General features: G+C 48.3%; 13 protein-coding genes and 3 pseudogenes. 9 read left to right on the top strand and 7 right to left on the bottom strand.

All coding sequences use genetic code 11. From position 1 onward, the window contains the following. Positions 1 to 21 precede the first annotated feature (21 nt). The 4 genes and pseudogenes from IAE30_RS07470 to IAE30_RS30280 all read left to right on the top strand — a co-directional run. Complete coding sequence (locus tag IAE30_RS07470) at positions 22 to 972, top strand: DUF1281 domain-containing protein (RefSeq protein WP_200678802.1); 951 nt, start codon at positions 22 to 24, stop codon at positions 970 to 972. Positions 973 to 1096: 124 nt separating this feature from the next. After that, complete coding sequence (locus tag IAE30_RS07465; protein ID WP_200678800.1) at positions 1097 to 1780, top strand: N-6 DNA methylase; 684 nt, start codon at positions 1097 to 1099, stop codon at positions 1778 to 1780. A 309-nt stretch (positions 1781 to 2089) separates the two neighbouring features. Next, complete coding sequence (gene umuD, locus IAE30_RS07460) at positions 2090 to 2539, top strand: translesion error-prone DNA polymerase V autoproteolytic subunit (RefSeq protein WP_200678798.1); 450 nt, start codon at positions 2090 to 2092, stop codon at positions 2537 to 2539. Positions 2540 to 2547: 8 nt separating this feature from the next. Continuing rightward, positions 2548 to 2649 (top strand): annotated as a pseudogene (locus IAE30_RS30280) (hypothetical protein); the annotation flags it as partial. A 358-nt stretch (positions 2650 to 3007) separates the two neighbouring features. On the opposite strand, the gene IAE30_RS07450 reads toward IAE30_RS30280, so the two are convergent. Continuing rightward, positions 3008 to 5656, bottom strand: coding sequence for an AAA family ATPase (locus IAE30_RS07450; RefSeq protein WP_200678796.1), 2649 nt, complete (start codon positions 5654 to 5656; stop codon positions 3008 to 3010). Positions 5657 to 5739: 83 nt separating this feature from the next. Between IAE30_RS07450 and IAE30_RS07445 the strand changes: the two are divergent. After that, positions 5740 to 6261, top strand: a pseudogene (locus IAE30_RS07445) (hypothetical protein); the annotation flags it as partial. Positions 6262 to 6491: 230 nt separating this feature from the next. Here the strand turns inward: IAE30_RS07445 and IAE30_RS07440 are convergent. Both IAE30_RS07440 and IAE30_RS07435 read right to left on the bottom strand, forming a co-directional pair. Further along, a complete protein-coding gene (locus tag IAE30_RS07440) occupies positions 6492 to 8999 on the bottom strand; it encodes a S8 family peptidase (protein ID WP_200678794.1) in 2508 nt (835 codons plus the stop codon). Next, positions 8980 to 10017, bottom strand: a complete 1038-nt coding sequence (locus tag IAE30_RS07435; protein WP_200678792.1) for an ATP-binding protein — start codon at positions 10015 to 10017, stop codon at positions 8980 to 8982. The genes IAE30_RS07440 and IAE30_RS07435 overlap by 20 nt, the downstream gene beginning before the upstream one ends. Before the next feature lie 318 nt (positions 10018 to 10335). Here IAE30_RS07435 and umuC point away from each other — a divergent pair. Continuing rightward, positions 10336 to 11175, top strand: a pseudogene (gene umuC, locus IAE30_RS07430) (translesion error-prone DNA polymerase V subunit UmuC); the annotation flags it as partial. A gap of 348 nt (positions 11176 to 11523) precedes the next feature. After that, entirely contained in the window at positions 11524 to 14055 is a 2532-nt protein-coding gene (locus IAE30_RS07425; RefSeq protein ID WP_200678784.1) for a DEAD/DEAH box helicase family protein, read from the top strand. Positions 14056 to 14118: 63 nt separating this feature from the next. Here IAE30_RS07425 and IAE30_RS07420 read toward each other — a convergent pair whose 3' ends face one another. From IAE30_RS07420 to IAE30_RS07405, 4 genes are all read right to left on the bottom strand, one after another. Further along, positions 14119 to 14652, bottom strand: coding sequence for a membrane lipoprotein lipid attachment site-containing protein (locus IAE30_RS07420; protein WP_200678782.1), 534 nt, complete (start codon positions 14650 to 14652; stop codon positions 14119 to 14121). A 46-nt stretch (positions 14653 to 14698) separates the two neighbouring features. Beyond that, positions 14699 to 15907: a conjugal transfer protein TraF gene (locus tag IAE30_RS07415; protein ID WP_200678780.1), complete on the bottom strand. Its 1209-nt coding sequence runs from the start codon at positions 15905 to 15907 to the stop codon at positions 14699 to 14701. A gap of 196 nt (positions 15908 to 16103) precedes the next feature. Then, a complete protein-coding gene (locus tag IAE30_RS07410) occupies positions 16104 to 17012 on the bottom strand; it encodes a conjugal transfer protein TraE (RefSeq protein ID WP_200678772.1) in 909 nt (302 codons plus the stop codon). 175 nt (positions 17013 to 17187) lie between these two features. Then, the gene (locus IAE30_RS07405; protein WP_200678770.1) at positions 17188 to 17748 is read right to left on the bottom strand and encodes a hypothetical protein; all 561 of its coding nucleotides are present in this window, start codon (positions 17746 to 17748) and stop codon (positions 17188 to 17190) included. Between the two features lie 288 nt (positions 17749 to 18036). On the opposite strand from IAE30_RS07405, the gene IAE30_RS07400 reads away from it, so the two are divergent. After that, positions 18037 to 19515 (top strand): TraI domain-containing protein, encoded by a 1479-nt coding sequence (locus tag IAE30_RS07400; RefSeq protein ID WP_200679098.1) that lies wholly within the window; start codon positions 18037 to 18039, stop codon positions 19513 to 19515. A 33-nt stretch (positions 19516 to 19548) separates the two neighbouring features. Next, a complete protein-coding gene (locus IAE30_RS07395) occupies positions 19549 to 20508 on the top strand; it encodes a tyrosine-type recombinase/integrase (protein WP_200678767.1) in 960 nt (319 codons plus the stop codon). Positions 20509 to 20850: the final 342 nt, after the last annotated feature.

Genomic DNA, 20850 nt, shown 5'->3' with positions numbered 1-20850 from the left:
ACTGACAAGAGGAGTTTCACAATGTTTTCATGGTGCCATAACCGTCTGGAAATCACCGCCAAATCGGTCTGCCTCGATGTGATGCAGCCCTGGATTGCCGGCACGGAAAAACCGCTTTACCGGCAGGCCATACGGCAGGCTACAAAGCTGTTTCTAGCCGGCTGTGCCGGCATACTGAAGCCCGTCAGGGCGGTGGAATACACACCTTACCCAATGCTTACCGCATATGGCGCGGGTGCGCAGACCTCACCCAACCAGGCTTTCCAGCACTTCATTGAGCTGCTGGAGCAGGATGCATGGATCGACACTAAAACGTTTTCCCGCATGGAAAAAATCTGGCTGCAGTCCGGCATCGATGCGCTGAAGTGGGAAGCTGTTCCCCTTTCAGCGCGGCAGATAATGGCGCAGTTGATGGCCGTGCACTATGCCGACTGGTTTGGCGTTGCCGGCGCAGGCGGTCACTTCGACCCGCAGGAGCGCTGGGAATGGCTCAGCATCATGCCGGAGGCAACCTGCCCCTGCGATATGCTGATGGTGATGCCGTCACGTCTGGCCACTGAGCTCAACGGCGAAAGTGGTTTGTTCACCGGACTTTCCACGGCATCAGAACTTTATCTGCAGCTGTTTGGCATGGCGTTTCCGGCTGGCCATCAGGCCATCTGGAATCGTGATGAAGTCAGCTCACTGACACTGAGCTTTAGATCTCCCTGGTTTCCGCCTTCAGGCGAGGTGATGGGCGAGATGTCGCAGCTGTTTGACTGTGAAATCCGTCACTACTGGATTTCACCGGAAGCCGGCACGTCAGGCTACAACTGCTTTGACCGTGGTGACCATGTTGACAGCGGTCCTTACCCGGCAGAGGAACTGCGCCAGTCAGAGGCCACTGAAGGGGCCCGTATGTATCTGGTGACGCCTGATAAGGCAGCGGTACCTGCGTCCGGCTTAGCACATTACGGCAGTATCCGTGCATAACACCAAAATGAACCGTTTTATACGGCTTCACTAACCGGCCACAGCGAGAGCTGTGGCTTTTTTTCACCTGAAGGGAACACCGTTTCCCTCCGGGAGCGTGTTCCCTTTGCACGAGGAAGCACGCATGAAAAAAGTTATAAATCACGAAAAGGCTTTTCTTTCACTCTTCAGCCAGACGGCGCGTTACCACCGCCGGCATCAGGTATTTGAGGATTTCATCAGTTGCAGTGTCATCGCACTGGAAAATCGCCTTCAGTTCTGCGAAAAGCGCGAGCAGAAGTATTTGCGCATAGTGTCACGATATGAAAAGCCCGATGTGGAGAACATGGCGCATTTGCTGGCCCATGTAGTCAGCGGACTTGAGGATGCTCCAGGTGATTTTCTGGGGCGGATCTTTATGCAGCTTGATATGGGTGATAAATACCGTGGACAGTTTTTTACCCCATGGAGTATCGCCCGCATGATGGCTCAGCTTCAGCTTGGGAATATTGAAAAACAATTGGAGCATAAACCGTTTATTACACTTTGGGAGCCAGCCTGTGGTTCAGGTTGTATGGTGTTGGCGTACGCCAACGTGATGATGGAGGCAGGTTATCCGCCGCATCAACACATGTGGTTTTCAGCAACAGACATCGACCCACTGGCAGCAGGTATGGCTTATATTCAGCTTTCACTGAGCGGCATACCGGGTGAGGTAGTCGTAGGAAATGCTTTAAGCGATGAGCGGCGCCGGGTGTTACGCACGCCTGTACATTACTGGGAACGTTGGCCATATAGATTGCACAGCATAACGGATAGAAAAATATAACCTTCTGATTTTTATCAAAAACAACCCAAGTAGACCTGATTCAGGTCTGCTTTCTTTCTACACATAAAATTAATCCCAACCTGACAAGTTCTCTTTCCTAAAATTTATCCCAGCGATTTTCATTAACAATTTCCAGCAGGGTCAGTTAGATGGCTTTATTCCAGGAGTTAACTTTTTCGCTTCCTCTTGCCAGATAAATTTGGCTCAATAATGCTGTATGCATAAACAGTTAAATGAAGGGTGGAATTCTATGTGTAGTTTACTAAAAGCTTACGCAGTCACGCAGCAGCATGACAGGGGCATTGGGTTATGAACATAGCCAAACATAACACTGGGCTAACGCCGCTCTGGCCACCCATTTTTGCCCCCCGTATCCGCGTACCACTTTATGCTGATCCTTGTGCCGCCGGTTTCCCCTCTCCCGCTCAGGATTTCGTCGAAAAAGAACTCGACCTTAATGAGCTCTGCATTCGCCGGCGTGCCTCAACCTTTTTTGTGCGCGCAAGCGGCAACAGCATGCAGGACTTGGGCCTCTGCGATGGCGACGTCATGGTGGTTGACCGGGCCGAGGAAGCTTCTGACGGCGACATCGTGATTGCCGAGCTCAACGGCGAGTTTACAGTCAAGCGCCTGCAGCTGCATCCCAGTCTTGCTCTACTGCCAATGAACTCGGCATATCCGATAATTTATCCGGAGCACTTACAGCTGCTCGGCGTCGTCACTTGGTTCTTTAACAGCACTCGTGCCCGCCGGAGGTGATCATGCCATTGTTTGGTCTAGCCGATGTTAACTCCTTTTACGCCAGCTGTGAGACACTTTTCCGCCCTGACCTTCGTGGTAGGCCAGTGGTTGTGCTGAGTAACAACGATCTGAGTGGTGAGAAATGTTAGTTAATTCTGTGCTGTTCATATCATCTTCTGAATGGAGCTACCGCTGTTTATCCATTTATCCCTGATGGTCTGAGGCGTGACGTGATATGAGGCTTGCATTCGCAACAAAAGACTTAACCTTGGTTGACCGTTCCTTTGAGGGGTCGAAATGGCCGAGTTGAAGGCAGCCTATAGTGGGGAGGTTGTTTCCATTTCTTCCTAGCCCCGTAGATAGGCTTTTCACGCGTGTCATCCGGTACTATTACAAGACGAGATATCATACTCGTCGTCATTCTCTGCTCCATTTGGTCAGTATCATCAGCACTCGTATCTACTATTTTTTCTGTTAAGTTGAGTGTTATCTTCCGGGGCGTAACTCCAGTGAATCCAGGGCTTCAAGAGTAGCAATAACACTCTCAACATGCTCTCCATCAAAGTCATCACGATTTTCCTCTTCGTGTGTTCCCTTGTTCAGATATGTCCAGACCAGATTCTGTTCTGGAATGCCTAGGATCACGCCGTAGGCGGCTATTAACGGCTCTTTGTTGGCATGTTGGAATGTTGCTGCACCCCTGAGTTTTTTCAGTATCGAGTCGCACAACATCCGAAGCTGGGGTTCGGCGCCTGCGGCAGCGATTTGCAATGTGAGCACTCCCTGGTCATGACTACTAAGCCATTTCCATACCTTCTCTGAAAGCATTTCTAATGCCTGCCGGCAAGCGGCTAATGCGTCCCGGTCGTTAAGAACGTCGCGACCCGCTCTTGCTCTGGCAATGTAGTTTGCGCTCGTCACATTACCGCGAACGCGAGGCTGGTAATTGCCATCATGATGCCTGAGAAGGTAAACGCGGCAATTATTCCGCCGTCTCACTGGCAGATGTTGCTGAATATCTTTAATGAATTCGTTGCTGTGACAGGTAACAATAAACTGAGTGTCTTCAAAAGTGTCGTTTTCAAAAATCGTTTCTCGTATGCCACCACGGTGGTCGTGGTCAATGGCATTTATAGCATCATCGAAAACAATGAATGGACATTCAATGCTCTTTGCCTTCGCCAGCAGGATTGCAAGGCCAAGGCAGCGCACATGCCCCTCGCTAAGAACATGCAGCGCATCTACCCGACGTTCAGGTGCACCCCGAAATGAAATTTCTATCTTTTCTTCGCCGGTCAACGGCAGATAGAGCGCTGCAAGTTTATCTGCGTCAAGATCGTTGCGGTTAAATGAGTTGTAGAGCGTCATGGCCGACTCGTTAAGCCCCGCCATGAGTTGTCCCGGTAGCTGATTGCGGTACAATCTTATTGCCTCAAGGAAAAGGTCATAAGTTGTCTTCAGCGGCGTGTCCCGTACAATGTCCAATTGCTCTTGTGCTACTTCCAAAATTAAAGCGGCATTTGTTTCGTCGAAAGCTTGAATGCGAGCACTTGCTGCCTCAATATTATCTTTCAGTTGTTGACGCTTCTGGTCCTGTGTCTGTACGCGAAGCTGGAAATCCCTGAGCCGGCTTCGTTCCACAATATGTTGCTGGCGCTCCTGTTGGGACTGCCTTGTAGCGGTATCTTGCGCAGCAATTTGATCTGCTATTTCGATGATTTGTGCCAGTGGCGGATTATTCCAGGGATTGTCCGGCGCAATAGCTTCCCACCAAAATCCAGCGGGCTCCTCGGATAATGTTTCCAGGAATTCTCCTACAGGTGTTGCGAGCTCAGCGCGAATGAATAGCTCAATCTTTTTGAGGATCTGCCGAAGTTCGTGGGAAACACGCTTGACTTCAATCTCAGCTGCTTTTTGGCTTTCCTGAAGTAGAGCCAGCGCTTCAAGTTGTTGCAGTCCTGATGTGGCTTTTTCGTACGGATCGTTTGCGACATGGTTCTGACCGGCAAGTGGGGTATCGCACGCCGGGCAGCGATCTCCCACAGGTTCCTTCAGGGCGAGTACGGCTTCGTAAAGTCCCTTGAAAGATATCTGATCGCTCTGAGCTCTAAGATCGGCCGAGATGCGGTTAAATTCATTTTTGTGTCCCTCAGCCCTGTCATAGGTTTCCTGAAGGACTGGGCCGCTGATACCAACTATGGCGGGCGGAAGGGCCTCAAGAATGGTATCCAACTGCTGCAGACGTCCTGGCGCGCCTTCGCTACCGAACAAAGCTTTCAGGCCGGCGTAAGTTGTTTCAGGTTTGTAAGTTTCAGCTAAAGCTAACTCTTCGCTGGCCAATACTCTGATAGCTTCAGCTTCACCGCCCACCAACTGTCTATCAGCCAGCAGTCCTGCGCGGCGCGTATCAAGCGTGGCTTGCTTATTCGCAGTCAATATGAGCTGGTTATCAATGCTCTCATTAAAGTGGCTAACGAAGTCGCTGAACTGGTCCATGCCAAACAGCGTGGCGATGAGCTCGGCACGCTGTGCGTTGGGACGGGCGGCTATTCGTGAAAATGAATCAATTCGGTTTTTTTCAACGAAGCAAAAGCGAAACGTGTCTGGATTAGAAGCAACATCAAGCTCCCGGCCTCGATTGTCGAGGGCTTTGAGAACAGGTGGAGCAAAGCGACCTGCATGAAGGTTAGCGAGGTAGGTTCGCGCAGCAATGCGCTTGTTTCCTGCCTCCTCGACATCACCTAATAAGGCATATTCCAGCGCTTCGCAAAGGCTGGTCTTTCCACTCCCATTAGGTCCGTAAAGCAGAGTAATCTGTTTATCGATCTCGAAGGACTCCGGTGTTCTGAAACCGCGGAAGGGGCCTAACGTCAGGCTCTGGAGACGAGACCATGGCCATTGCCCTTCTGCGACATTCGCTTCGGCCGCGGGCGCTTCTTCGATGGTCTCTGCGAGTTGCTGACGCATCAACTGCGCCAGATAGACTGAACGTTGACTACGATTTCTGGAGGTTCCTGCAAGATCATCAAAATTTGCAAGACACAGGCTAGCCAGTCGACGGACATCCGATGAGATTGCTTCAGATTGGTAAATCCACCTAACAAACCGATCAAAATCTTGTCTTGCAGAGGCCATATCACTCTCCTTGTGCTATCAACGGTATTGACTGTTGTATTCCCCCTATCAATAAATGTAAACGAATTAAAGTATGAGATTCTATGGCGATCATAGATTTGTCGTTCAGGGGTGGTACTGATGGGGAGTCGACGGCGGTAACCTTTAGAACATGCTCACTTAAGTTGTCCACCAATACCAGATATATTGGAAAAAGTTATCAAATAAATATTTATAAAAATCAATATCTTGACAATAACCAACTGTTAGTCGCATTCAGATACAACGACGGCTGTGTTATAGCACGTAGCGCTGGTGCCAAAAAACTTGGCATAAAAATGGGCACACCGTGGTTCCAAATTAAGGGGCAAGATTTTGCCGAGCGCGTACATGTGTTTAGCAGTAATTATGCCTTATATCATAGCCTTAGCCAGAGGGTGATGACTGCACTGGAAGAAATAACGCCACGCGTAGAGCAGTATTCAATCGACGAGATGTTCTTGGACCTAACTGGCATAGATGGATGCGAAGGGTTTGAGCCCTTTGGCCTCCGGTTGCGCGCGCATGTGTTGGCCACAACAGGTCTGACAGTTGGCGTAGGCATGGGGCCGACAAAAACCTTGGCCTTATACAGCGATCAAAAATTTATAAATTAATATCCATACATCCTCCCATTTAACACATGCTGCAAGCATGTGTTAAATGGGTTTTAATAGTCATCGGCCATGATAAATAGGAGGCCCGACATACGTTCGTGATAGGCTACTGGTGGTGACGCCCTGTATCCTTTTAAAGGAATACCCGTCTGTTTTACAAAGTCGTTACTGGTCTGCCAGGCGATGAATGCTGCTGAAAATCAGGCTAATACCGTAATGCGGTTTGCAATCAGGTAATCAATTTGAGTCTGAACAGGGGTTAAAAGATCCACTTCAGTTCCGGGAACATGGATAGAGACAATCAGGCTATATTTTGCGTCAGAATCATATTTTTCAAGCGCCTGACGGGATCTCCACCACCCCTGCCCCGGGTACACGGCCAGACAGCCGCAGTTTGCCAGTTCAGCTGCTGTCCCCTGCCAGATATCCTGATGAAGTGAGCCTCTATGGCGCTGAGTTTTGCCAAGCAGCCAGTTTTTATCATTACCGGAAACGGTTGTTTCTTCCCCCGCTACCCGGGCAGCAGCATTAATACGCGCTCTGAAGTCATCAGTCTGTTCGGTGGGACGCTTCATCGCGAAGCGCAGGCGGTGCGAAGGGTAATAGAATTTTGATGCAGCGCCTCGTGCCGATGGATTTGGCTCAATGAAATAAGAAAGCGTCACCCGCATTTCCACAGGGGTGTTACGCAGCGCAAGCAGCTCTTCTGCAGGCCACGGAAGTGCATGCACGTTCATTTCGTTTGTTTTAATTCCCGCAGAGGTCTTACGATAAGGCCGCAGGCTGCTTTCTTCAATCATGGAAAGACTGTTGTTGATGCTCCATACCGCAAGGTTCTGATCGGGTATACCCCATCCACAGTGTCTGATGAGATTTGCATATCCACTTTGAGTGTTTGCCGGGTACATTTCCAGCATCTTAGGTGTCCAGCGGGCCGAATGCGTCATTAACCCACGGATGGTTTCAGGGCGAAGGTCGGGAAACTGAGCCATTAGCCTGGCAGCCATTCCTGCAGCCAGTGCAGAAGCAGCACTGGTGGCATTTGTGGTAGTAAATAAGTTTCGCTGAAAGCGGGCGTTTGCCGTCAACAGTTCTAGGCTACCGAAGTTATCGGACATTGCGCCATCAGTGCCGGCATTCCCGCCTTCAAATACAACATCCGGCTTAAGGGGCCAGACGCTGTCCCATCCGGATGACGTTGAGGTGAACGGACTCAGCCCACCTTCACCCGCCAGGACGCTGAAGCCGGGCTCCTCCAATGCGCTTTTGAAGGTACAGGCGCCCACGGTAAGTGCATTCCACGCCTGCGCCGGATCATGGATGTGATTCACTGAAAGGCTGGCCGGGTAAGTTTGCCAGTGGTTTCGATTGAGAATATTGCCGGCAGAGAGCACAAACAGCCGTGTGAAAGCGGGCTCAGATCCTGCGTCTGATGCCAGGGAGTCAACCATTGCAGACCACGCTGAAGGTTTACCAAAGTCGCGATAATCTGTCGCCGTCACTGCCGAACTGAATACCCGCTTTCTCTCTCCAAAAAGTATTTCCGGGCGCGTTACGGCCATGCTGAACAGATAAGCGTGATCATGAGCATCGCCATTCTGTTCTCCAGGCTCTGATATCAGCTTTACGGACTCCAGCCTGTGACTGATATCGATTCCGCCCTGAGAAATCATGGCGTCAAACATATCGCCATACAGCGCCAGCCCGGCCAGCCCGGTGCCGTGACTGACCCGATCGTCCGTTCCCCAGGCCTCATTAACGGTATGAACATCCTCCTGCCGGACGAACGGAGAAATCAGAGGATGGGCACGATTAAGGCCGGAATCAAGCAGACAGATATAGGGGAGTGTTCCCCCTTCATCTGGAACACGCAGGCGCGCCAGCACATCTTCAGCCCATAAACCCTGCTCAGAATAAGATTCACGCGTAAAAAATTCCGCAGTCTCTTTTGCCCGCCGCAGCTCCGCCACGCAATTAAGAAGCAGTCCGGAACGGGAAAATTCGCTCTGGGAACCAAACATCCATGTCACCGTTCGCTCAGGAAAGGTAACGGCATGATCACTGGCCATGCACTCTGTCGCAGAGAGTATCGTGCGAAAATCAGCGAGAACAGCGTCACGATTGCTACGTACCGGAAGCCAGACTTCCCACCAGAATCCTTCGTCCGGATCTGCCGGCAATAAATCCCCGTCATCCGTCCATAGAGAACGAATACTTGAGAGACGGATAGCATTAATTAACGGGGTGTGAGCGAGTGAAGCTCCTTTCGCGCTGCGCCTATCTTCCAGATAGGCATTCAGGTAATTTTCAAAATGAGTTATTTTTCCGTCCGGAATGAAGACGTTGGCTGAGGTAATATTTTCTTCACTTACGCGCAGACTCAGAACTTCAATATTTTTGGACCGGTCACTATTTCGTTCGTAACTCAGGCTCTCAAAAGCCAGTGCTACGTCGGGCTGACCAACAAACTCAACCTGTATGCCAATTCCGCTTTGTAATGCTGCTGCTCTCTGATAATCACGGGCTTGAGCCGCTATTGCCCTTACCTGCTGAAGCTGAGTGCTGAGCATTTGCCCATGCTGCTGCCGGTCTCTCTCAGGCAGCTCAGGAGAGTCACCACCGCCAGTTTTCGGGATGGTAAAGGGTTCGTTTTTAGCTGTTCCGTAGAGAATGAAATGCGGTCGTTTATTAGCGGCTGGTTCCGTCATGGTTCAGATTCTTATTTCCATTTTTAGCAAGCTTTAAGCTGACCTGATGCCGTTCTTCCAGCGCATGCCTGAGCAGAGTAATGTCTGCCACAGTTCGGTCGCTCATCAACGCATCTTTAATCGACTCATCCACCGCCCGGCAGATTTCCGCATAGTTCAGCCCGTCGAGCAGGCTTGCAATCGCTGCCTTTCTGAACGGTTTTGGACTGAACGCCCCCAGCCTTGCCCGAAGCAGGTCCATTGCCTGTTCCTGCGTGGGCAGGTGGTATTCAATCACATCATCAAACCGTCTGAAGAGGGCGTAATCAAGGATTTCCGGATGATTTGTTGCAGCAATAATTACGCTGTTAGAATTATCCTGCTCGATCATCTGCAGGAAACTGTTCAGCACGCGTCGTATTTCACCAACGTCATTGGCCAGACTTCGTTGCGAGCCAATAGCATCAAACTCATCAAAAAAATAGACGCCGCGTATATCCATCATCGCATCAAATATCTGCCGAAGTTTGGCGGCAGTTTCACCCATAAATTTGGTGATAAGCGCATCGAAGCGTACCTGAAAAAGCGGTATACCCAGCTCACCGGCTAAAGCTGACGCGGTAAGCGTTTTCCCGGTTCCAGGAGGACCGACGAGCAAAACTTTACGCCGTGGCGAGAGTCCATGTTCACGAATTCGCGCCATCATCCGCTGCTCGCGAACTAGCCGGTTTAACTGAGCCTGAGCAGACTTTTCCAGTATGACATCAGACAGATGGTAGCTAGGTTCGCTTACGCTCAGCAGATTACCCAGTTCTGTGCGGGATTTTGCAGCATTTGCAAGCGGCACTAGCTTGCCATTTTTATCACCCGCCAGCTTTGCTTTGCCTTTGTCGAGCATACTTATCAGCTCATCGGCTAAGCGACCGTGACCCTGCTTGGCTTCGTGCGCAGCAACCTGCATGGCCACCGAATAGAAGTGTCCATCATCGCGACTGATGTGCGATTTGATAAGTGCTTTAAGTTGGTCTGCGCTTGCCACGTAAGTAACCCTGTGTTCTGGTGCCTGAGAAAATATGTAGTCCCTGAAGAGTTTAGAAGGAAGCCCATGCTGAGTAAACGTGATTTAACCATTACGGCTGATTTCACAGGTAAAGGCTCTACAAGACCAATATTTACATGATGGCTATCCAGACTTCGGCGCAGCCTGTGGTTACAATTCCCCGTTTCAGCATTACTTTTAAAAGCTAATCTTGTCAGCTACTGATGCTTAAACAGGATCTGCTTATGCTTGCAGCATAAGTCATGTTCACTGATTTCAGTAGATTTGTTGTTCATTACAGAACATCTGTATTACACAGCAAAATCAGTACAGTGGGCAAGCAAGGAGTGGCCCCAATTTCGCGGTGTGCTTGCGCTTACACCAGGCAATCCCAAGCGTACTGAGACACTACTTGAAAATCAGCCTGTGGAGGAGATTTGGGGTGTCGGCCGACGAATTGGCAAGCGGCTCAACTTAATGGGGATTGAGAACGCTCTGCAGTTGGCACGCGCACATCCTGCTTTTATCCGCAAAAACTTCAGCGTGGTTCTTGAACGCACCGTTCGCGAGTTAAACGGCGAATCATGTATTCCCCTTGAGGAGTTTGTGCCAGCAAAGCAGCAAATAGTGTGCAGTCGCTCTTTTGGTAGGCGTATCACGACGAAAGCGGCTATGCAGGAAGCGCTGTGTCAGTACTCTACACGGGCAGCGGAAAAGCTCAGAAAAGAACGTCAGTTCTGTCGGCTAATTAACATTTTTATCCGGACTTCACCGCATGCTCAGGGCGAAATCTATTATGGCAACAGCGCCAGCGAGAATCTCACGATACCCACTCAGGATACGCGAGATGTTATTGAGGTGGCCATGCGATCGCTTGACCGAATCTGGTTAGAGGGGCGACGTTACATGAAAGCAGGTGTCATGCTTGATGACTTCACGCCTAACGGCGTCAGTCAGTTGAACCTGTTTGATGAGGATAAGCCGCGGGCTAACAGCACGCAACTAATGAAGGTTATTGACGGCATCAATCAGTCCGGGCTCGGGCACATGTGGTTTGCGCGTCAAGGGGTCGGTAATGAGTGGCACATGAAGCGGGAGTTATTATCACCTACCTGGACTACTCGTTGGAGTGATATTCCGTGCGCTCGGGTGCTATAAGCAGGCAAAAAAAATCAAACTCATAAAAAGCAATATTAGTGTGTCACCACGATCATCAACATGGACATGGCCCATAGCAAAAATAAAGTAGATGATTTCTTCCGCAGCTCGTTTTGACTTTCTTCACATCCTCTCTCCTCATAGCACTAACCAAAGAGCTGTTACAGGGGGATTTGCCTCAAGTTTGTCAACACCCTTCGAAAGCTTTCTATGGATCGTGGTGAAAAAATTCGTTTATGGAATGGCTAAACGGATACACCAATCATTGCCGAAAAACATAATTTTTAATACATTGATTTGATGGGTACCCTTTGCTTCAGTTTCCGAACAACAAAAATGGAGTGAGTTATGATTGATTTCACAAAAAAGCTAAAGAAAAAAGAACTACCCAAAAGAATCAACCCTATTGAAATATATGAGTCTTTAGATAGGCGTAGCGAAGCAGGCCCGTTACGCCCTTCCCAAAAAAGAATTCTCGAAGAATGGTTCAATAACCGAAGAGATGATAGAGATAACATAATTAAATTGCATACTGGAGAAGGTAAAACATTAATTGGATTGCTAATCTTACAATCTAAAATAAATGAAAAAAACAGCCCATGTTTATATGTCTGCCCAAATATATATTTAGCAAAGCAAGCAGTAAGAGATGCTGAAAAATTTGGCATCCCTTACTGCATAATAGATCACAGCAAAATGATACCTGATGATTTTCATGCTGGTCGAAAAATACTTATAACGCATGTTCAAAAATTATTTAACGGCAAAACGGTTTTTGGTTTAGGTAGTAAATCAATACTAGCGAATTCAATTATACTAGATGACTCTCAGGCATGTATAGATTCTATTAAAAACAGTTTTACTATAAAGGTTGATAAAAAGAGCAAACTTTACACATCAATACTGAATATCTTTTCTGATGAACTCCGAGAGCAAGGGGAAGGAAGTTATCTTGAAATGGAGAATGGTGTTGGAACAAATACATTGCTTCCTATACCTTACTGGTCATGGATTGATAAAAAAGAATTTGTGGCTCAAGAGCTTCTAAAAAATATTGAGGACAACAGAGTCTCTTTCATTTGGCCCCTAATAAAAAATGAAATACATAATTGCCAGGCATTTATTTCTGGCGAATCTTTAGAGATATCACCGATATTTTCACTAATAGATTCTTTTGGCACTTTCAGCAAAGCCAAGCATCGTTTCCTTATGTCTGCAACGACACAGGATGATTCATTTTTTATTAAAGGTTTAGGATTTGATGTTGAAGCAGTAAAAAAACCATTAGTTAACCCAGACCTTGTGTGGTCTGGTGAGAAAATGATATTAATACCATCTTTGATTGATGAAACATTAGATCGTGAAAAAATAATAAACTGGTTGCTTCCTCCATTCGATAAACGGACGTTTGGAACAGTTTGTCTTGCACCAAGTTTCTCCAACACAAAGCAATTTCAAAACATCGGAGCAACGGTGGCAACTACAGAAACCATATATGACTGCATTGAACAGTTGAAAAGAGGCATATATACAAATGCTATAGTCTTTGCGAATCGCTATGATGGAATAGATCTTCCAGATAACTCGTGCCGTATTTTAGTTATTGATTCCAAACCATACTCAGAAACCTTAACCGATAGGTATGAGGAGGAGTGTAGGCCGAGCAGCGACATAATTAATGTCAAGACAGCGCAGCGAGTAGAACAAGGGTTAGGTCGCAGTGTGCGAGGTGAAAAGGACTATAGTGTTATTATTATCACTGGCGGTGATCTTGTTCAATTTTTGAAAAGCCCCCTAACTACAAAATATTTCTCTCCCCAAACAAGAATGCAAATTGAAATAGGTAGTCAAATTGTTGGATTTGCAAAAGATGAGATTGAGGAAGGCGTAGATATTGATAAATTGTTCGTTGGTTTAGTTAATAAATCATTGCTTCGCGATGAAGGTTGGAAGGAGTATTATGTCGAGTCCATGAATGAAATTGATATGCACGATGGGAGGGATAATCTTTATGATTTAATTAGCTTGGAATATAAAGCGGAAAATTTATTCATAAAAGGTTATATAGATAAAGCATGTGATGTGTTGCAAGATATTTGTGATAATCATGTTGAGGATGTAATGGAGAAAGGTTGGTATCTTCAACTCCAGGCCAGATATAAATATAACATGAGCAAGCTTGAATCGAACAGGGTTCAAAAATCAGCATTTCAGCGTAATTGCAATTTACTAAAGCCGAAGGATGGTGTTGTTTATAAAAAAATTGACAATATTAATGCCACGCGCGCCAATAGAATTATTAAGTGGGTGACATCGCATGATAATTATCAATCCTTAATGATATCTATCGATAGTATTTTGCAGAATATTTCTTTCGGCGTGCAATCTGACAAATTCGAAGATGCTATGCACAATTTAGGAACCGCTATTGGTTTTGTTTGCCAACGCCCTGATAAAGAAATAAAAAAAGGACCGGATAATCTTTGGGGAGATGTCGATGGACAGTATTTCCTTTTTGAATGTAAAAACGAAGTTGACGAAAATCGATCGGAAATAAATAAAACAGAAGCCGGTCAAATGAATAACCATTGCGGCTGGTTTGCTGATGAATATGGAAATGCCAAATGCAAAAAAATAATAATAATAAATACACGAATTCTTTCTTATCAGGGTGACTTTACTGATGATATTTTCGTTATGCGAAAAACCAAACTGAAGCTATTAAAAGACAATGTAAGAGCTTTTTTCAAAGAGTTCAAGGATTATGATATTCATGCATTAGACGAAACTATCATTCATAAATTCATCGCTCCTCATAAAATCGACATTGGAAACCTAATTTCCATTTATACTGAGTCAATAGTTAAGGCAAAAAAATAACTTATTTAGTAGGCATGTACTGTTTAGACGGTGCCTGCCTACATACTTTTTTCATCCTCTTATTTATTTTAGGGAGCCGCTAGCGACGTCCGGGATTTGTTTCCACAAACGCGAGGTCCAACTTTTTTTAAGATGCTCCGGATTGGAAGATGTATAGGTTGCTTTAATAAAGCTCTCTTTGCTGTTCCCTCGCATTTCGAGCGTCAAGCGGTCATTTCCGGCCCAGTTTCGGCTCATGCGATAGTAGCTGCCCGGCTGTGCCTCCCAGCTGGCGCCTTCTGAAATGGCTGACGCTGACCAGCCAGCATTTCCCTGGCCGCTATTACGCGCAGCGGTGATATCAGTATCCGACACAAATCCATAGTGTTGTTTTAGTCGCATTGCAACCACATCAACTGGATCCGAAAAAGTTCCTGAGGTCCAGGTCACCGAGTCACGAGGTGCCGATTCTGCGTTCTCAGTAGCTGGCTGCTGGCTGGGAGAATTAAGGAGCGAATTCAGATTACCGAGGCCGAATTCGTTTAAGGCGTTATTGCTGCAGCCTGTCAGCGCAAGAAGGAGGGTTGTAAAGAAGACAGCGGAGAACATTTTTTTCATTTTATTAACCTTTCAGTGAAGGGCTGCATGAAGCAGCCCGGAATTATCAGAACGTGAAGGTAAGCTGAGCCGCCGCACCATAGGTACGATCGGTTCCGGCCATACCGGTCAGGTCGAGATGGACCACGTTTAAGGGGAAAATGCCGATGCCAGCAGTAAACACGTTGTTGTCGCTGCTGCGCATGTCCGCCCGATAGCCAGCGCGCACTTTGGCCCAGTCCCATGCGTTGAGTTCGGCACCTACGCCGGCATACTGAGCTTTTTCATCGGAGGCAAAGCCGCTAGCTGGGGTCAGATCAACATCTGTCGACAGCGTGATGAGGCCATTGCTCCAGGAGGTACCAGCCGTGGCCTGCGGGCGGATTTGGAAAGTGTCTTGGAGATCATTCACTTCACGGGTGCTCACATTCCGTGATACCAGGTTCTGTCCGGTAAGGCCTACCGTCCATTCAGGTGTCAGCTGCGTGGCTAAACCGATATCCATGTTGGCGCCACTTTCCGAGCGTTTCCACTCACCGCTGTGAAAGTCAGAGATGCTGTAGTTATTAATGGCCACGTTATAGTTCCAGGTATCGACCCGCTGAAATTTTGGCGTGATCCCTACCGAAACCGGTGTGCCGGCCAGCGTGAACTGATGGGCCATGGCGAGGCCGTATTCACTGACCAGTGCCGCCACCCCTTCTGCACGAGAGGTCAACTGGTCCAGATCGTCCTGCGTGAGCGAGAAAATGCCGGTCTGCGCGGCATCGAGATACTTCAGATCGTGTTCGGTCACTACTGCACGGGCCTTTGCCTGTCCCCAGCCTTTCACCACCAGGGCAAAGGGCAGCGTGTCGTTCGGAATGGCAATCACGGCCGACACGCCAGCGCTGGCGTGACCGCTGTCACCTGAGACGTCCTGCAGAGATTTTTTGAGCGCTGCGGACTGTGCTTCACTGTTACCACTGCCGGCAGAGTCACTGAGGCGTTTCCAGTTGTCTTTTACACGATCAAGGCCGTCCTGCAAGTTATCCGGATCGCTGACCTGTGCCCCGATGCCCGGAAGGATAATGCCCAAATCGTCACTGGCATCATGGCGCGTCATCAGCGCCGGGTTGGCCAGCGCGGCCGCCGTGTAGCTGGATGAGGCCACGCCAGTACCGCCCATTGCGTCATTACGCGCCTCGGTCCAGGAACCTGCTGCCTGAGCCGCCGACAAAGCAGTCGCAAACAGCGCCAGTGTTATTCCGTGTGTAATCATGGATACTTTCATCATTTATTTCCTTTCATCGGTTGTATTTTTTGGGTAAAGCGAATCCTTGGTACTGACGCACCAATAAATAAGGGTGAATTCTGTTGCTGCCATTTTATAATGAGGGATGAAACAGCAATATATTGTTAAGAGTTAATCTTTTCCTCACGCCTGTGAGCTATTCAAGTGAGCGAGAATTTCCGGTCAGCTAATTATTTTTTCATTCCCAACTCCACTGGCAGTTAATACCCTTGTCTTTCTGTTCTTCAACAAAAGCTCTGAGTATTGAAAGCAATGAAACGGGTAATTCATTCCCTCGAATAAACTGAGTAAAAATATGCTCAGGTACTGATACCGTTTCAATATCTCCCAGCCGGGATATTTCCCTCATCGTTTCGCTGAAAGTCAGAAAATCGTTTGTCTTATAATTAGCTACAACCTCATGCGGAATAATGCCACTGCAGGTTACGACTCTCAGTGTTATTCTGTTAATCTGTTTCAGCTGACGGATAAAGACGACCGTTTCCATTTTACCGCCGATATGGTCAATACTACTGTCCTGACGAACAAGCGTAATGGCAGGCAGTACGGTTCCGGCGCAGACCTCAGGCAGGAGGCGATCTGCGACATCCTGCCAGCTGGTGAACGTCACCTGTTTGACAGGCTGTTTCTCAGTACCGTTAAGCCAGTCAGGAGACACGCCGAACCATTCTGCCAGCTGATGGATTACTGACGCCGTCAGATAGTCCAGCGTGCGCTCACGGCTCTCCAGTACGCTGAGCCCCATGTTCATCCCAGACAGCAGCGTGGCCACCCCGGTCACGCTCAGCCGGTGTGCGTCCATCAGCTGCCAGAAACGTTCATAAATCCGCGTCACCGTGGCCTGACGTGGGGCGAGCGTTTCCAGCATTATCCCCTCCATCAGAACGTTGACCAGTTCGGCGGTGGAAATACCCAGTCTATGCGATACCCGCGAGATGAACTCCCGTACGGCAGGACGAAAGCGGATGGCCATGGGCGTGCCCGCTGTTTTTTTGCCGTCGGCAAACTGTCGGACCAGCTGCTGCATTTCTTCATCCTGCTCCAGCGCAATACGGGAGAGGATAGTTGTCATATTATTTCGCTTCATAAGTTCCCTGGTGCTGGCTAACGTCATGATTTGACTTATGTCAGGCTCATCTGTAGCCGCTGTGATTACGTTACCTGGCTGTGCGGCACCTGTATAACGGATAAAATCGATCGTTCAGATCGAATACACGCATGTAGCCAGTGTGAGCTGCTGCACAGGCCGGTGACAGGGGAAATTATTTCTGCGCATCAGAAGATTTTCGTTTCAGAACCAGCACAGGCCAGACACTTCGAAATTCCGTGCGCCAGCGCCATTGCCGGAAAAGGATTTCCAGCTGCATCAATGCCTTGCTGGCCGGGGTAAAGGGAATGCTGTATGTCCGGCTGCGAACATCAAAGCCGCATTTCTCCAGGTGAGCCATCACCCTGCGGGCGCGGATGCCGGTCAGGAGATGGGAGGAGATGATGACGGTCTGGTGAGTCTGCAGCGCTTGACAGGCAGAAGTGTTAACGCTGTTCCAGAACTGGCCGACCTTCTCCGGCGTCAGATTCGTGGTGGGCTGCCAGGGAGCAAGATGCACCCAACCTCGCGTGCGTCTGTGGCTTATAAGCGTTAACGCCGGCCTGAACTGACGTTCTGCGCGGGCAAGTGGTTTCAGCATGAAAGGTATGCAGGCTAGCAGCGCCCAGACCGTGACAAAAACGCCATGTCTGCTGCCGCCGGTAAAGCTGCTGCTCATCAGACTGGAGAGGACCAGCCATGAAGTCAGAGTGATAAAGACAATCATCTGCTGCATAAATGAAACTCTGCACGATAGAAGGAAAGAGGGGGCATTAGAACAGTAAGGTGAGTGGTTGACAGTCAGAAACCGTGAACCGGTTATGAAGATTTTTAGCAAGTGAGATTTCTGCTCCGGCTAATACCGGGTTTTTCATTGCAATTGCGGCTGGGGCTTTTAGCGTAACGTCATTTTATCAGGCTGAAACCTGAGGAGGTAACGGTGCGCGGACTAAACTGGTTAACGGGTAGGAACAGACAGCAAAACAGTGCTGATGCTCCAGCTGACTCTGATAATAGAGAGCAAATAAAGACGTCAGAGGCGGGCTGGCATCCTGCCCAAAGCGCTGCAGCCTGTTTGGCATCAAGGGATCGACGTCAGCTCATCAAAGTATTGTCAGAAAACAGTCCGCTTTCGAAACCCGTAACAGACGCATGGTGGCTAAGTCCCCTTGAGCAGATGGCTGCCCGCGTTCAGGCGTGCCCGGCAGCATGGAACGGCCCCTTTTCAGGCCCCGGGGGATTTACCGACCTGAGTCTCACGGTGGCCACGCGCGCCGTCAGGCTGGTGCGCGGTATGATGCTGCCACCGGGAGCCTCGCCTGAAGAGCAGTCAGAGCAAGCCCCTGGCTGGGTTTGTGCTGTGTACTGGGCCGGACTATTCCATCACCTCAACTGGCTGTCGCAAATGGAAGGGGGGCTTGAGAACGGACGTGTCTGGTATCCGGGAATGAGTGTCCCCGACGTGGCCTGGCGGGTTCGTCCTGTGAAAAAAAAGGGGGGAGAGATGAGTGGCTTGTATATGGCTCTCAGCCTGCTGCCGGACGCCGGCATGCTGTGGCTGCAGCGCTGGCCAGTTCTGTCAGACAGCCTCCTGCTTTACCTGTCAGGAAGACGAAAGGAATCGGGGATACTTAACAGCATCATCAGTGATGTCATTATCAGCTGTGGCATGCCAACAGGGCTCACCATGGCCGGAGTATTGTCATCTGAGTTGTCACCAACACCGGTGTCATCAGGATCAGATGATACGTCCCCAAAATTATATGAAACCGAAGCGATCCCGTTGTCCAGTCAGGGTACAGAAATCGCTAAATCAGTACCAATTGAAAGTGAGGTTGTTTCCTATAGTGCTCAGCACTTAGAAACAACAATGTCTACAGTTGTGCCGCTACCCGAACTCAGTCTGGGGCTTGAATCTGCACTGAACAGGAAAGAAACAGAGGCCGAGCCTGAAGGGGAGATTTCGTCAGATGGAGCAGACCACCAGGCCTCTGCAGAAAACCTCATGTCAATTCTGGATCTGATGGCACATGGCCACTCTCCAGCAGCGGGAGCGGTTCACTCCTTAACTCCCGGGTTGGCTCCATCAACAGACGAGCAGCCTGCAGGTAAATCCTCCGACAGCGAAGCCCTCCCCGGGGAAATCTATCTGGAATGGCTCAGGGACAGCGTTGAGGATGGCACGATAAGCATTAATGAAAGAGACAGTGTTTTACATGTACTGGCGCAGTTTGTATTTCTGGTTTCTCCAGGCTGTTTTTACCGATACATGTCAGCAAAGGGTGAAGAAGCAGCTGATAAGGATCGGCTTCAGAAAAGCTTTGAGTCGCTGAGCATACATCATTCACGAAATGGTAAGGGGCTGTTCCATTACCATCAATACGATTCGCCGGACAAAAGCGGTCGTTTTACGAAAGTGTCAGGCTACATGATTAAAGCCGACATTATCTTCAAAAAAGGGTGCTGCCCTCCGGACAGCGTATGGCTTTCAGCCAGAAAATAACAAGCTTCAGACTAATTTACTAATGAGGGCGTGATGAAAAAGACATTTTCGTTTGAAGAACTGATTGAAGGATATTTTTTCAGTAAGACTCTGCGAGCTGCAACAGAATGGAGTTATAAAAAGGTGTTAAAGACCTTCCTTAACTTTGCGGGTGAGTCAATTAATCCTGCGGATGTTGATGATATGATTGTCTTAAACTGGAGAAGGCATGTAATAAATGTGGAGGGACTTACCAAAACTACATGGAATAACAAACTTACTCACATGAGAGCATTGTTTAATTTCGCGATTGAGGAAGGACTCGTTTCAACTAATAAGAATCCATTTAATGGAAAAATTGCCCGACCTGATGTGAAGCGTAAGAAAACGTTGACTGATACTCAAATAAACAAAATTTATCTTTTGATGGAGTCAAGGGAGTCTGATGAACAGTTTGGGAAAAATTTTATCCAAAGGTCAGCGTTGAGGCCTGCATGGTTTTGGCTTACCGTGCTTGATGCCTTACGAAGAACAGGAATGAGGCAAAATCAACTTCTGCATATTAGATTATGTGACGTCAGTTTTGAACATAACTGGATAAGCCTTCGTCCAGAAGGAGCGAAAAATCATAAAGAGCATTTAGTTCCAATCACACGTCACCTGAAACCAAGACTTGAAAGGCTTTATAACCTTTCTCTTGAGAAAGGTGCAAAAATGGAAGAGCAGCTTTTCAATTTATCGCGCTTTGATGGACGCAGAAATGAGATCAGTGAAAACATGGATAATCCCCCTCTTCGTGCATTTTTCCGACGTCTTTCAAATGAGTGCGGATTTGTTGTAAGCCCTCATCGATTCCGCCACACAATAGCGACTAACTTGATGAGTATGCCTGATAGAAACCTTAAAATGGCTCAGGATCTTTTGGGCCATTCCACGCCAGCCGTTACTCTACAATACGTAGAAAGCGACATAAACAAGGTCAGAAGTGTATTGGAACAGCTAGAAGTTGCCTAAGATTAATCTTAAGTCAAATCTTAACGATATGATTCTTAACGGAGAAAAAAACCGAGGTAAACCTTTACAAAAGATTGACAGAAAACGTTTCTAAAGGTAAATACGTTGCTGAAGAATTTTTTTAAGGACGTGAGAAGTCCAGAGGATGCTCGAACATCCTCCGGACTTAAGTCCCGTGTTCAACTATGGTGCGGTAAGTAAACTACCAACATCATGCTAGGGACCACTGTCATGCCCGTTAAGGATCTCATCCCTTAACGAACAGGCTCTGAAGAGTGGTGCCCGGAGGCGGAATCGAACCACCGACACGGGGATTTTCAATCCCCTTGCACAGATTTTAGG

Source organism: Pantoea sp. S61 (assembly GCF_016625145.1).
In the GTDB taxonomy this organism is placed as follows: domain Bacteria; phylum Pseudomonadota; class Gammaproteobacteria; order Enterobacterales; family Enterobacteriaceae; genus Pantoea; species Pantoea rwandensis_B.
This window is presented reverse-complemented; position numbering and strand designations above follow the sequence as displayed.